This is a genomic window from Allobosea sp. FW305-C-101, from assembly GCF_058783685.1.
The window spans coordinates 14,482-27,695 of the sequence record NZ_JBYSYT010000012.1 but is presented as its reverse complement, the minus strand read 5'-3'; the positions used below and the strand labels follow the sequence as shown (position 1 = coordinate 27,695).

Here is a 13,214-nt window from a genome sequence, read left to right as displayed (position 1 = left end):
TCCGTCCGTTGCCTATTGGAGCGCCACGTGGCCCTCGGCACGACAAGCTTAGGTCTGGGATCCGATCCTCCCACCTTGCTTCCATCGGGAAAGAACCAACGCCAGGGAAGCGATGGCACCTAAAGGAGCGACAGCGCGCCCATCGTGACCGCCGCGATAGCCATGATGCCGGTAGCTGCCCAGCCGACCACCGTCATCCAAGTCGGAATCGCACCCTTGCCCATGATCTCGGGGCGAGCTGCGATGATCATCATGATCGCCATCACCGGCACCGCAACTACACCATTTACCACCGCGCTCCAGAAGAGCGCTTTGATCGGATCGATCGGCGTAAAGTCGAGCGCAACTCCCGCGAGGGTCGCGATGCTCAAAGTTGCGTAGAACGCCTTAGCCTCTTTCGGGCGTCGAGCTAGCCCAACGGGCCATTTCATGACCTCGCCGAGCGCATAAGCAGCCGATCCTCCTAACACGGGGACGGCGAGAAGGCCGGTTCCAATGATCCCGAGAGCGAAAATGGAAAATGCAAACTGACCGGCGACAGGCTTCAGGGCCTCAGCAGCCTGGGCCGAGCTTTGAACGTCAGTTACGCCATTGGCATGGAGCGTTGCAGCCGCCGTAACTACAATCGCCAGCGCCACAAGGTTGGAGAATGCCATTCCAACCACCGTGTCAGTTCTTATCCTCGCAAGTGCCTTGGGTGCCTGCTTCGGCGCCTCAACGAGGGCTGTTCTCGTCGGCTTCTCACCCAGATCCTCGACTTCCTGCGCTGCCTGCCAGAAGAACAGATAGGGGCTTATGGTAGTGCCCAAAATCGCCACGACGACGGTCCAGAACTGAGGATCTGGGCTGAAAGTTGGGATGACGAGGCCGCTCAGCGCTTCTGACCACGGCACATTGACGGCCAGCGCAGTTCCAAAATAGGCGAACAGCGAAATTGTCAGCCACTTCAAGACAGAGACATATCGTTTATATTTCATGAACACTTGCATTAATACGCAAATAACCCCGAATATAATCACGTAAATCATACTTTTTCCGCCGATTATCAATTTAACGACGTCGCCCATCGCACCCAAATCTGCTCCGATATTGATGATATTTGCGAAAAACAAGAGAAAGACGATCGTTTGCATGACCCAGGCAGGAAAGTTTTTGCTTATGACACCAGCAAGTCCCAGCCCGCTGGCCCGGCCAATCCGACCCGCGATCTCCTGAATGACGGCCATCAAAGGCAGTGTCAGCAACAACGTCCAGGTGATCGAAAACCCGAATTGCGCCCCTGCCTGCGAATAGGTGGCAATCCCGCTCGGATCGTCGTCAGACGCGCCGGTTATTAATCCGGGCCCAAGGACCTTTAAAAGGCGGGGTTTCGACGGCTCCACGACGGGGCTGCTATTCTGCTCTGCAGTAGCCATGTCAGTGCTGCCTGTAAAAGATCGTCGCCACGGCGGCGGCTGCCAGGACCGGCCCGAGCAAAATCAATATCGGCTGCGAAGGGAAAAGATGCTGAATTAGCAGCGACGCTTTGGTCGCACCTAGCGCGATTGCTGCGAGGATCAAGCCCGATTTGATCGCTCCTGATGCCATCATGGCCACCGCCTGCAATGCCGCAGGTTCTTAACGCGAAGTCTTTACGCCAGTTCCGTCCATGCAATTGTTTTACGGCGGTCGCTCTGCTGGACGCACTGCCCGCCGCCGCCTTCGCCGGAACACGGCCATGCAAAGAGCGAGGAGATAATAGGGGTGCCGAAGCAAGCTGCTCGGGCTGCGGCGTCCGTATCGAGGGATGCCGCCCATAACCAACGAGGAAGCATGGCCAAGCAAATCCTACAATACAAGCGCTAAGTCCACACGCGAAGCGACCGTTCCAGTCGGTCAGCCGCGGTCGTGACCAGGAACGCGATGATCATGTAGATTATGACGGCGATCACGAATGCTTCGAGATAGTAGAAGTTCAGCGCGGCCGTGAGCTGCGACTGGGCAAAAATGTCGACCACTTCGATAGCGAAGCCAAGCGACAGCGCCTTCATGATAACCATGATGGAATTGGTCAGGTCCGGAATCGCCGCGATCACGACCTGAGGGAACATGACTCGGCGAAATAGCTGGCCATTGGTGTATCCAAGTGAGCGAGCCGCATCCGCTTGGCCATTATCAAAAGAGTTGAGGGCTCCCTTAATCACCTCTGCCTGGAAGGCAGCGATGCAAGCAGTCACTCCGATGACAAGCAGGACCCAGTTGGGAGTGAGGTGCCCGTTGAAATTGATCCCGAGCAGCGATGCCAGGAATTGGATCGTTGGCGGAAGGCCGTAATAACCAAGGAAGATGACGATTACGAGCGGGATGCCCTTGAAGGCGACCTTGTATGCAAAAATGAGTTCGCGAAGGATCGGGATATTCCGGTATTCGGCGAGGGCAAACAGGCTGCCGATGATCGTCGAGAACCCGAACGTCACCAGCGCCATGAAGAGCGTAAACGGCACGGCGCTGAGGATTTCTCGAATGTCTTCGAGGAGAATGTCAGCTTCAAACATGTCGGTCGTCCCTGCTCTCAGAGGCTAGGCATGGCCACGCGCTTGGCGGGACCGACTGCTGGCACGTACATGGGCGAGCGGCGCTCGAAGTACCGTACGATCACCCAGATAATCAGGCACATGATCGAGTAGATGACCGCGAGGACCAGATAGGTCTCGAACTGATACTGGTTGTATGCGCGCTCCATGATGAGATGCGCGGTGGCCATCACGTCTGCCGCGCCGATGTACATCACGAGGGCGACGTTGTGGGTCAGGTAGATGAGCGCGTTGCCGTAACCAGGTAGTGCGATGTGCACCGCTTGGGGGCCGACGACACGCATCATTTTCTGTCTGAAGGTGTACCCAAGGCTGTCCGCAGCGTCGTGCTGGCCACGATCGACTGCGAGAAACGCCGGGCGCATCACCTCGGACAAGTAGCCGCCATGATAGAAGCTCAACCCCAGCATCGCCGCAACGGTGGGGGTGAAGAAGTCAGCCATCCCAAAAATGGCGACAAGGAGCGGCAGGCCGTAGAATGCCACGAACAGCTGCAGCACCACAGGAACACTGCGCGCATAGGAGACGTAGAGCGCTGCAAGCGAACTTAGGATCGGGATCCGGACGACACGTAATGTCGTCGTTATGAGGGCCAAGCAGAAGCCGGCCACCAGCGCCACGAAAGTGATAACGAGCGTCAGCGGCAGAGCCGTCATCAACTCGGGGATCATCGTCTTAAGATCCACGTTCACTTCCCTTTCAAAACTGGCGCTCGTAACCGGCTTCTGTGTGCGAATGCTATAAAAGGCGTTACTTCATGTATCGGACGATCTCTTCGCCGAACCACTTCTTCGAAAGCTTATCCATCGTCCCGTCTTCTTTGAGCTCCTTCAGGGCCTTGTTCACGTCCTCAGCGAGGGTTTTGTTTTTGTCGGCCTTATGGATCAGCATGTAGGTGTTTGCGCTGAAGACCGGCTCGGATGCCTTGATGTCGAGCTTTTGCTCCTCGATGACAGTCTGTTCACCGAGGTTCGAGGGCAGGATCAGCGCGTCGAACTTGCCATTCTGGACCTCCTTGAGCCGATCCGGGTACGGGATACCGGCGCTGGACGTGGTGATTTCCAGCTTGTGAGTAGGGTTCTCCTGCATCCAGCTGACGACGAACCGATAGGTGCCACCTCCGGCGGTGAGCGGAACGATCCGCTTGCCTACGAGATCCTTCATCGCCGAGATGTCGCTATCCTTGCGGCTGTAGATCTTCAGCAAGCTCGCTCCCATCGGGTTCTCAGGGATGACGAACTGCTTCGCGCGTGCGTCTGACCTGTAATATCCGCCGCAAGCGATGTCGTACTTGCCAGTGGCCAGGCCAGTTTCCTGGGCGATGTCCGCGACGCCCTCCATTTCAAACTTGTACTGAGGGAGCTTCGCGTTGATGGCGCGCAGCAGGTCGGGCTCATATCCCTGCGGCTCAACGCCAATCGCCCCCCACGCGAGCGGCTTGGATTCCGCTGAAGTTGCGATCTTGACCACGCGCGGTGCGCCACCAGCAGCCTGGGCAAATGCGCCGGTTGCGGATGCGAGCAGGACCATGGCGCTGCCGGCTACGACCGCGAACCCGCGGCGAGAAATTGAATTCGTCGCAGACATCTTCAAAAACTCCTTTTCTCAGTGGAAGGCGAGTTCGGTTTGCAGGAATTGAGCAAGGCGTGGGTTGGCGGGGGCGTCAAAAATCTCGGCCGGGCTACCGTCAGCTGCAACGACGCCCTGATCCATGAAGACGATCCGGTTCGAGATATTTTTCGCGAACTGCATCTCGTGTGTAACGAGCAGTGACGTGATGCCGGACGAGGTCACATCCTTGATGACCTTCAGCACTTCGCTGACGAGTTCGGGGTCGAGCGACGATGTCGGCTCATCGAACAGCATGACGTCGGGCCGCACCGCGAGTGCCCGGGCAATGCCTGTTCGCTGCAACTGGCCGCCTGACAGCTGAGAGGGATAGCTATCCCGTTTCGCAGAGAGACCAACGCGATCCAACTCGCGAAGGGCGATCTCACGTGCCTCGTCCTGCGACTTCCGCTGCACCACGACCAGCGGATCCATCACGTTCTGGAGGACGGTCATATTCTTGAAGACGTTGAACTGTTGAAAGACCATGGCGGTACGCAGCCGGATAGCCTGGATGGCCTTCTTGTCGGCCTGAGCGTAGTCCATGTGAAGCTGATCAAACGCGATTGTCCCGGATGAGGGCTTCACGAGGTAGTTGATGCATTTGAGCAGGGTGGTCTTGCCTGTGCCGCTCGGGCCGATGATGGAGACCACGTCGCCGCGATTGACCGAGAGATCAACGCCGTTGAGAACCTGCGTATTTCCATAGGACAGCTTGATATTCTTGAGTTCAAGCATGCGGGCTGGTGTCCTTTCCAGGGTGCAACATCAAAGGGCGCTTGTCGGGGCAGCCGGAGAAAATGGGAGTCGACGGCCGGTTCTGTCACGCCGCTGCATGCGGTGCTCCTACGGTTGCGTCGGCATCAGTCCATTCGTCTCCAAGAAGTTCTGGCGTGTCGAACGCTGTGAGAGCTGCGTAGTGGCGCTCTCGATCGGCCACGAAGAGGCTGCGAACAATCCCCCTAGCCAGCCGATCAGCTCCTTCGCTGATTGCGGGAATGTCCCCCGAGAGCTTGCCGTGGCTTAACGTCGCCGGGAAATTGAAGCAGTGAATCTGGTGCAGCGCGGGGCAGGAACCGGGCACCTTTTCCAGGAATTCGAAGCTGCCGCCGAGGTCGGGTGAATTTTCGAGCTCGGGATTGGGCATGTCTTCGGGCGCCGCGAACCGATCGCGCCAGAGCCTGATGTAACGGGCCACGGCCGAAAGCTCTGGACGCGCCAGGAGATCGACCTGAAATCCCGTGCCGAAGATGATGAAGTCCACATCGTATGCCCCCTTCGGCGTTGTCAGAACGACGTGATCACCATTCTCCTCAAGCTTCAGAATTGGGCTGCCGAGGTGGAAGTGAGCGTTAGCGTGCTGGGACACGCGCAGTGTGCTCGGTCTGGGCGGTGGCGTCTGCGCACGGATGGTGTGATCCAGGAAGCGCCACTTCCACTCGTCGGGCAGGCCCGCAAAGCCATGAATAACGCCCTGGCTGCCGATACCAGTAAACTTGTTGACCCGAGGGATGTCATTGCGACGGATGAAAAGGTCCAGCCGGGCACACCCTGTTTCCAGCGCCACCGCAGCGTTGTCCATCGAAGACGCGCCAGCGCCGATAACCGCCACGCGCTTGTTTTGCAGCGCTTCAAAGTTGATTTCGTCCGCGGTGTGCGCCCAGAACTTTCGATCAATGGCGTCCGCTATCGATGGGACAAAGGGGCCGCCGAGCCCGTCGCGTCCGTTTGCTAGCACGACGTGCCGGGCAAATACCGTCTCGACCCCGTCATTGCGAGCGACCTTCAGTGCCAAGAGGCCATCGGGACGTGGATCGATGGCCTGAACTTCGACCTCGTTCTCGACGGGCAGGCTCAGAACCTTCCGATACCAGATTAGATAATCCATCCACACCAAACGCGGTGCGCGGTCGAGCTTTTCCCAGGCTTCACACCCGAACCGAGCCTCAAAGTAGGCTCGGAACGTCAGCGCCGGGAGGCCCATCGCCGGGCCGGTCAACTGCTTCGGAGACCGCAGTGTGCGCATGCGGGCGTAGGTTGCCCATGGCCCCTCTAAACCTGACGGCGCTCGATCCAGCACCTGCTGATTGTCGACCCCAAGCCGCTTTAGCATGCCGGACGCTACGAGCCCTGCCATGCCCGCGCCGACGATGACGACATCTCGAACGCGCTTATCGTCGACGTACTGCGGCGGAACCCAACTCTTCGCGGGCAATTCCAACCAAGCCAGATCCTGCGTAAGTCGCGCTTCCAGAGCTTGGAGGTTGACGTCGGGTGCCGTCACAGCCGGCGTCTCCAACCATCTTGCCCTCGGACAGCGATCTTGTCGGAGAGGCCGCCGTCCAATCCCGCCAGCGAACGGGAGACATGAGTCAACGGCGCCAAGCCCGCGTCTTCGCGGGCAGACCATACCTGAACGGCCGATCCAATGGCATGCATATGCCGGATGCTAAATGCGCTTTGATGCAAATCAAATATGAAGGTGTGATGAATGGAGAGCTCAATCGAACTTTTTTGAATACAAGACCTCCCTTGATGCGTCAGTCACATGATGACACGCTGACCGGATCAAGGAGGCGCCTGCTGTGACACTGATCGAAGAGATCGTGGATGCTTGTCCTGGTTCGAATCTGGCCGAAGCCCTTTCGCACCGTGCTGAGATCCTGCGGTTGAGCCAATCAATCCACGACGCCGTGCTGTTCGCTCGATCGCCGGGCGCCATAAGCCACGGACTGCGCGCCGCCCTCGCTGCCCGGATGGCCCGCCAGTACGAGGTGCCAAAGCTCGCTGAGCATTATGAGGAGCTGATCCAACAGAGCCGCGATAACGACGAACTGCACGACGTAGCAACAGACGCTCAGACCGCTGCAATCGTTGCGCACTCCGACCTGCTGACATTGCGCCCTCGCGACGCGACGCGAGCTGATATCGAGAAGCTGAAAGCATCGGGCATGGGCGAGCCAGATATCGTTCGTCTCGCTGAATTGGCAGCATTCGTGAGCTATCAAGCCAGGGTGATCAAAGGCCTGCAGGCGCTGAAGGGGGCAAAATGACCCGCGTCGTCGAAAACTTCACCACGCAGGTCCCTGTTTGGTCACCGTATATAAGGCCGGTAGAGTTAGCATCTGCGACGCCCGAGCAGTTGGCCGCAATGCAGGTCACCCCATCCAACAAGGGGGTATCGCCCTATGTGCTGACCCTCGCGCATGATCCGGAGTCGCTGGCTGTTCGATCGCCTCTCTTCAACCAGATCATGTATGGAAAGGACGGGTTGAGCTCAGCAGAGCGTGAGTTAGGCGCAGTCGGCGCTTCCGTCGTGAACCGCTGCATTTATTGCGCCGCGGTTCACGCTTCGCGCTTCAACAACCTGTCCAAGCGCCTCGATGTCATCGACGAGATTTTCGATCGAGAGCGCCAGGCCAAGCTCGAACCGCGGGACCAGGCCATCTTCGACTTTTCCGCACAGTTGTCTGAGACCCCGCCCGCGATCCCAGAAGCCGCGGTAGCGAATCTGGCAAATGCAGGCCTGAACACTTTGGAGGCCGTCGATCTCGTTCATTCGAGCGCGCTCTTCGGATGGGCCAATCGTCTCATGCACACCTTAGGTGAGCCAACCGAGCGAGAGCCGTCACAGCGGTAATTGGTATCCCAGGGGCGCGAAATGCAGCTCCAACGCGCTCAACAACGCGAGAAATGCATCTGGCCGCTCGATCTAACGGAGTTATTCAATGCGGGTGGGCATTCTCGGTGCAGGTGGCATCGCCTTTGGAACGGCGGCTTACCTCCATCTCAACGGACATGAGCCGATTCTCTGGTCTCCTTCGGGGCGCGGCACGGCCGAGCTCGCAGCCGGGGCATCTCTGAAAGCGTCGGGTGCTCTCGACCTGAGTTTTCGGCCTCGGATTGCTTCGAGCGCTCAGGAGGTGATCGCCGGCTCCGATGTGGCGATAATCGCCATGCCCGGGAATGCCCATCGCATGGCGATAGAAGCGATCGCCGGCAACCTGCGCGATGGCCAACCGACAATCATCAGCTCCCATCTTTCGTTCGGAGCACTTTATCTGTCCCGGCTGCTTTCGGAGCGAGGTATAAAGGCCCCGATCATTGCTTGGGGCACAACGCTGACGACTGGGCGCAAACAAGGGCCCGCTGAGGTTGGGGTGAACTCCGTTCGGTCCAAGATCGACCTCGCAACGGTTCCCGAGAGTGACATCGAGGTCGGGCACACGCTTTGCACAGCGCTGTTCGGCGATCGCTTTGTCCGGCGCGACGGATTGCTGGCCATCTCACTCAGCAATCTCAATCCACAAAATCACCTGGCCATCTCGCTTTTCAATCTCACACGAATGGAGCGCGGGGAACGATGGGGCCAGGCTGAAAACGTCACCGCGTCTGTGGGTCGGGTCATGGAGGAACTAGATGCCGAACGACTAGCGATCGCAGCGGAGTTCGGCGTCTCGGTGCGGTCGATCAAGGAGCACTACTCCTTCTCTTACCAGCTCCCCATCGCCAGCATCGCGGAAATGAACCAGGAGCTTCACAAGCGCGGGAAAGGCGGCTTTGGACCTACGACAACGGAGAGCCGCTACGTCCTCGAGGACGCTCCCTACGGCCTGTGGCCAACGATACTGCTGGGCAGACTTGTGGGGCGTCCAGCTAGCCTTCACGAAGCGGGTTTGGCGCTGCTATCGGCGGCATACGGCCGTCCGCTTGCCGGCGACAATGACCTATTGCCCTTGCTGGATATCCAGGACCTTTCACGCGACCGACTTCAAGAGCTTGCTCTTATCGGGGCGTGAGCCAGATCGGTTAGGCGCATGATCAGCGATCGGAAGAATATGCCGGCCGCGCAAGGTCTGCCACGAGTTGCTGCCTTGCCTCCGCCGGGTGCCTAACGAAACCCGGGATGGTCTCCCGGCCAATCTCATCGAACTTGTCGATCAGGCCCGAAACCAGCGCAGCCAACGGACGACCGTAAGGTGTCACGATTGCCCAGAAGAAAGAGATTTTAACGTCGAGTGGCCTGATGACGACCCCTTCGACAGGCATTCCATATGCGATGATGGGCTCGATGAGCGCCACTCCCAGACCTGCCCGGGCTGACATAATGGCTGCGTTCGACGTGTTGGTGTCCAACACCGCCGCGGGAGTGACGCCGTTAGCCTCCAAGGCAAGATCGACCCGCCGACGCCATCTGAACGGGTTGGCGAGCGTAATCAGCCGTCGGCCGGCCAATGCGGATAATGGCACGCAGTCCAGCTCCGCGAGAGGATCGTCCGATGCGATCGCGGCGACGCAAGGGGCTTCACCGATCCAATGGATTTCCAACGCCGGGTGATCCACCGGCAAGCTCGTGATGCCGATCTCTGACACTTGCGTAGCGATGTCCTGAACGACTTGCTCGGCAATCGCGGTGCGAATGTGGATCTGGTCAGGAAGGTTATCGAGCCCGAGGCGACGCAAAGCAGCCGGAAGCATTCCGACTGAAAAAGACGCGATGGACGCGATGGAGAGCGATCTCGGCTTGTCGACCGCGATCGCGTCCGCACGCTCTCGCAGTTGTCGGAGCCAAGCTAGCACTGGCTCGACTTCTTGATAGAATCGGAGGCCCTGTTCCGTGGTTGTTACGCGCGGTCCGCTTCGATGAAGCAGGCTGAAGCCAAGCGAGTTTTCGAGATCTTGAATGAGGCGTGTCAGAGCGGGCTGTGACCGTCCTAGAAGGCGCGCTGCACCAGTGATGCTCCCAGCGGACATGACCGCCGCAAACGCTTCAAGCTGACGTAGATCCATTGCAACTCCCCGATCATAGGCATGATATGGGCGCTATGATGCGGGTCAAGCATGACGTATCCACTCCAGCCCTAGCGCTTCCTTGGCGCTCGTCCACAAGAATGGTTCTCTCATCCGCGAAGCTTGATACAACCGGTCCAGATGCCGATTGCGGCGACGATCAATATCGCTACCCTGAATAGTAAGTTTACAATCGCTCTTCGGGACAAGGTACAGCTCCACAATCGCGAATTGGTGGCTGGTGCACGCAGGGCGCATCCAGCCACCATATCGAACATATCCGCGCTATTTCGCCTTCTGCACCTCCCGACGAACCATGTCGTAGAGCTGCTGTGGGCCGAAGTCGGTCAGCGGTTGACCGTTCACAAAGAACGTCGGAGTGCGTGTCACTTCCAGAGATTTGCTGTCGCGGGTGTCGCTTTCCAGGGCAGCTTGGATTTCAGCGCGTGTCCAGTCCCGCTTGGCCTGCTCGATATCCAAGCCCGCGTCTTTCGCGCGCGCCCATGCCTTCTCCAACACCGGGCCGGAGTGATCGGCCCACTCGGGCTGAAACTCCAGGAGCGCCTCGAGGACAGGCACGAACTTGTCCTGAAGGCGAGCCGCTTCGAGGATTTTTACGGCGGCGTCGGAGCCGTCGTGAAATGCCGCGTAGCGCATAACGAGGCGAACATCGTTGGGGAACAATCCCATGATCTGCTTCAAAGCCGGATAGAAGGCTCGACACGCCTCACACGATGGATCGAAGAATTCCACGATTGTGACGGGCGCGTTCGGTGAACCAAGGACCGGGGAATGGCTCCGCACCAGTGCCTCGGCACGGGCCGCGGCAATCTCGCGGGCTCTCCGCGCTTGTTGAGCGTTGTAAGCCACACTCCCGCCCACGAAGAACGAGAGCGCCAGCGCGCCAGTTGCAAGGACAAGGCCGCGACGGTTCATGATTGTGCCTTCGACTTTGAAGCAAGCAGGGCGAGCACGATTGCCAAAAATGCCGCCAGCGAGAGGTATGGGAGCGGCAGAACTCCGAGGATGGTCATCTCTGCGCTCGCGCAGGACGGGCCTTGCGAGCACGGCTGGATGCCTTCTGGGATCAGGCCAGCGTAGAGCAGGCTGTGGAACAGAGCTATCGCCGCACCGAGAGCGGCCAGCGGCAATGCATATCGCCACACCGTCGTGTCCGCACGAAAGCTGGCGAAAGCGAGTAGGATGGCGAGCGGGAACATGAAAGCCCGCTGTTGCCAACAAAGGCTGCAGGGAGCCTGGCCCATCACCTCGCCGATGAAGAGCGCGCCTAAGCTCGCGACTAGCGCGACGAGCCATGCCAGATACAGAAACGACCACCGCCCTTCCTGGTCGGGTAACATGCTGGGATTTGTCATCAAATGGAGGCCTTTCAACCGATAAGTGCGAGGATTGGGAAGGTTTCGAGTAGCCAGAACGCCATGGTTGAGAGGCGCCCGGTCATCATGGCGAGCCCCATGGCGACCATCGTTAGGCCCGTGAAAATCTGGAGACCTCGACCGAAGCTGCGCAGCCGCCGCAGGCGCGCAGTGATGCCGCCGGCGAGCAGTGCGGTGAGGAGAAAGGGGATGGCCAGGCCGAGCGAATAGATTGCCAACAGAGTCACGCCCGCCGCGGGCGTCGCGGAGGTCGCACTCACGGTGAGGATTGCGCCGAGAATCGGCCCGATGCAGGGCGTCCAACCGAAACCGAATGCGAGCCCGAGAACGTAAGCGCTTTGCGGCCGCCCACCTGATACTTGCGGACTCAGTCGGAATTCCCGCTCCATCCAGGGAACTTGCACAACCCCGGTGCTGAAAATGCCAAAGACCACGATGATCGCGCCGCCGACGAGGCCGGCCTCATAGCGATAGGAGAGCAGAAGGCGGCTTACCGCAGAGGCTCCCGCGCCTAGGATGACGAAAACCGTCGAAAATCCGAGCACGAACCAGAAGCTCATGGCAAAGGCACTTGTCCGCGCTCTCCGGCTGTCGGAGTCGGCCGACAAGCTTCCCGCGACATACGACAGGTACCCAGGGACCAACGGCAGCACGCAAGGGGACAGAAACGAGACGGCGCCGGCAGCAAGAGCGGCTAGAATGCTGATGTTTGCGATTTCCATCAGGGCTTCCATCCTTCGTTCCCGCCTTTTGCGATCAGCCCGATGATCTCCTGCCTCGTCGCCGTCGCATCCCAAGATCTGGGGCCGAACCAGCGGCCGAGCTCCCGACCATTGCGATCGAGAAGGATGGATGTAGGCAGCCCGGAAACCGAAAATTCTTTGACGGCTCGGCCTGCGGGATCAAGAAAGACCGGCAAGTCCACGATGCCCAGATTACGGAGCAAAGGTTCTACGACTTCAGCGCCGTCACGATCGACAGACAGTGCGACGACGCCAAGGCTCGGCTCTTTCCACTCGCGGTTTAGGCGCGCGAGAGCTGGAAGCTCCTCGCGGCATGACAAGCACCACGTCGCCCAGATGCTCAAAAGAACCGGCCGGCCCTGGAAGCTTTTCAGGTCGGCATATTCCCCACCAAGTCGATTGAACCCGAGTGCCCCAGCGGTTCCCGGTCGCGGAGCCTTCTCAGCTACTAAGAGTGACGCAGCCAAAATCGCGACTGCCGCAGTTGCGACAGCCGTGAGGATAGCGAACCGGGACTTGAGAATTTTGCCGAGCACTCCGCGGCGCTCCTGGGCTGATCGGGATCATGAGCTGCCCCAATCCACGGCGCTGTCTGTGCGCGTGAGGTTCAGCTACGATTTCGGATCCGCTGAACGCGGTCCTAGCAAAGCCTCTCGCGAGACCCGCTTGATCAACCTTGGGATGGAGGGCCAGTCGCGCGCGGCGGTGCGGTCGAGGGTGGCAAAACGAACCGAACGAAAGGCGGCGCAAAAACCACCCTGGCAGGCCCGGGACGATCCGAAACCAAGACTGCGGCCGCAGGCGGGATCGAGGACGCCAAGGCGATGGGTTTCGCCCAGAAACAGCAACTGTTCAGGCCTTCGATATGCGCGGCGCGATCACCCTTGGTGGCCGGCGTCGTCCCGCAAATTTCTGACAGCGGAGTGTCTCGTTGAACGATGCCGAGGCGGTTGTTCGTCGCCGACGCGCTAACCAGCAGCTGAAGCAGCAGCACGAGACCGCCAACGACAGCCAAGAGGCTGCGTCCGATCGTTCGAGCTGATCTGGTTGCCATCATGGTTCCGAATTATCGCGAGTTGAGCATCCGAGGCAATTTGGGAGGC

Annotated in this window: 15 protein-coding genes; 3 read left to right on the top strand and 12 right to left on the bottom strand. The window is 59.2% G+C overall.

Translation table 11 applies throughout. The features are described from left to right. Positions 1–119 precede the first annotated feature (119 nt). From AC3WMA_RS25700 to AC3WMA_RS25670, 7 genes are all read right to left on the bottom strand, one after another. On the bottom strand, positions 120–1,415 hold the full coding sequence (locus AC3WMA_RS25700; protein WP_492288097.1) for an NRAMP family divalent metal transporter: 1,296 nt from the start codon (positions 1,413–1,415) through the stop codon (positions 120–122). A gap of 1 nt (position 1,416) precedes the next feature. Continuing rightward, complete coding sequence (locus AC3WMA_RS25695) at positions 1,417–1,590, bottom strand: hypothetical protein (RefSeq protein ID WP_492288096.1); 174 nt, start codon at positions 1,588–1,590, stop codon at positions 1,417–1,419. Positions 1,591–1,841: 251 nt separating this feature from the next. Beyond that, the gene (locus AC3WMA_RS25690) at positions 1,842–2,534 is read right to left on the bottom strand and encodes an amino acid ABC transporter permease (RefSeq protein WP_492288095.1); all 693 of its coding nucleotides are present in this window, start codon (positions 2,532–2,534) and stop codon (positions 1,842–1,844) included. Between the two features lie 17 nt (positions 2,535–2,551). Next, positions 2,552–3,259: an amino acid ABC transporter permease gene (locus AC3WMA_RS25685; protein WP_492288094.1), complete on the bottom strand. Its 708-nt coding sequence runs from the start codon at positions 3,257–3,259 to the stop codon at positions 2,552–2,554. A gap of 64 nt (positions 3,260–3,323) precedes the next feature. Beyond that, entirely contained in the window at positions 3,324–4,160 is an 837-nt protein-coding gene (locus AC3WMA_RS25680) for a transporter substrate-binding domain-containing protein (RefSeq protein WP_492288093.1), read from the bottom strand. A gap of 18 nt (positions 4,161–4,178) precedes the next feature. Continuing rightward, positions 4,179–4,919 carry an amino acid ABC transporter ATP-binding protein gene (locus AC3WMA_RS25675; RefSeq protein WP_291664782.1) on the bottom strand — a complete coding sequence of 247 codons (741 nt, stop codon included), beginning with the start codon at positions 4,917–4,919 and terminating at the stop codon, positions 4,179–4,181. An 85-nt stretch (positions 4,920–5,004) separates the two neighbouring features. Then, positions 5,005–6,465 carry an NAD(P)-binding domain-containing protein gene (locus AC3WMA_RS25670; RefSeq protein WP_492288092.1) on the bottom strand — a complete coding sequence of 487 codons (1,461 nt, stop codon included), beginning with the start codon at positions 6,463–6,465 and terminating at the stop codon, positions 5,005–5,007. 301 nt (positions 6,466–6,766) lie between these two features. Between AC3WMA_RS25670 and AC3WMA_RS25665 the strand changes: the two genes are divergently transcribed. From AC3WMA_RS25665 to AC3WMA_RS25655, 3 genes are all read left to right on the top strand, one after another. Then, positions 6,767–7,234: a CMD domain-containing protein gene (locus AC3WMA_RS25665; protein ID WP_492288091.1), complete on the top strand. Its 468-nt coding sequence runs from the start codon at positions 6,767–6,769 to the stop codon at positions 7,232–7,234. Then, entirely contained in the window at positions 7,231–7,821 is a 591-nt protein-coding gene (locus AC3WMA_RS25660) for a peroxidase-related enzyme (protein WP_492288090.1), read from the top strand. Before AC3WMA_RS25665 ends, AC3WMA_RS25660 begins: the two co-directional genes overlap by 4 nt. 88 nt (positions 7,822–7,909) lie before the next feature. Continuing rightward, positions 7,910–8,980, top strand: a complete 1,071-nt coding sequence (locus tag AC3WMA_RS25655) for an NAD/NADP octopine/nopaline dehydrogenase family protein (RefSeq protein WP_492288089.1) — start codon at positions 7,910–7,912, stop codon at positions 8,978–8,980. A gap of 22 nt (positions 8,981–9,002) precedes the next feature. On the opposite strand, the gene AC3WMA_RS25650 is transcribed toward AC3WMA_RS25655, so the two are convergent. The 5 genes from AC3WMA_RS25650 to AC3WMA_RS25630 all read right to left on the bottom strand — a co-directional run bounded on the left by AC3WMA_RS25650 (position 9,003) and on the right by AC3WMA_RS25630 (position 12,647). Next, positions 9,003–9,971: a LysR family transcriptional regulator gene (locus tag AC3WMA_RS25650; protein ID WP_492288088.1), complete on the bottom strand. Its 969-nt coding sequence runs from the start codon at positions 9,969–9,971 to the stop codon at positions 9,003–9,005. 285 nt (positions 9,972–10,256) lie between these two features. Continuing rightward, a complete protein-coding gene (locus AC3WMA_RS25645; RefSeq protein ID WP_492288087.1) occupies positions 10,257–10,907 on the bottom strand; it encodes a DsbA family protein in 651 nt (216 codons plus the stop codon). Then, positions 10,904–11,332: a disulfide bond formation protein B gene (locus AC3WMA_RS25640; protein ID WP_492288086.1), complete on the bottom strand. Its 429-nt coding sequence runs from the start codon at positions 11,330–11,332 to the stop codon at positions 10,904–10,906. Before AC3WMA_RS25640 ends, AC3WMA_RS25645 begins: the two co-directional genes overlap by 4 nt. Before the next feature lie 29 nt (positions 11,333–11,361). Beyond that, entirely contained in the window at positions 11,362–12,102 is a 741-nt protein-coding gene (locus tag AC3WMA_RS25635) for a cytochrome c biogenesis CcdA family protein (protein ID WP_492288085.1), read from the bottom strand. After that, the gene (locus AC3WMA_RS25630; protein ID WP_492288084.1) at positions 12,090–12,647 is read right to left on the bottom strand and encodes a TlpA disulfide reductase family protein; all 558 of its coding nucleotides are present in this window, start codon (positions 12,645–12,647) and stop codon (positions 12,090–12,092) included. The genes AC3WMA_RS25635 and AC3WMA_RS25630 overlap by 13 nt, the downstream gene beginning before the upstream one ends. Between the last annotated feature and the right edge of the window lie 567 nt (positions 12,648–13,214).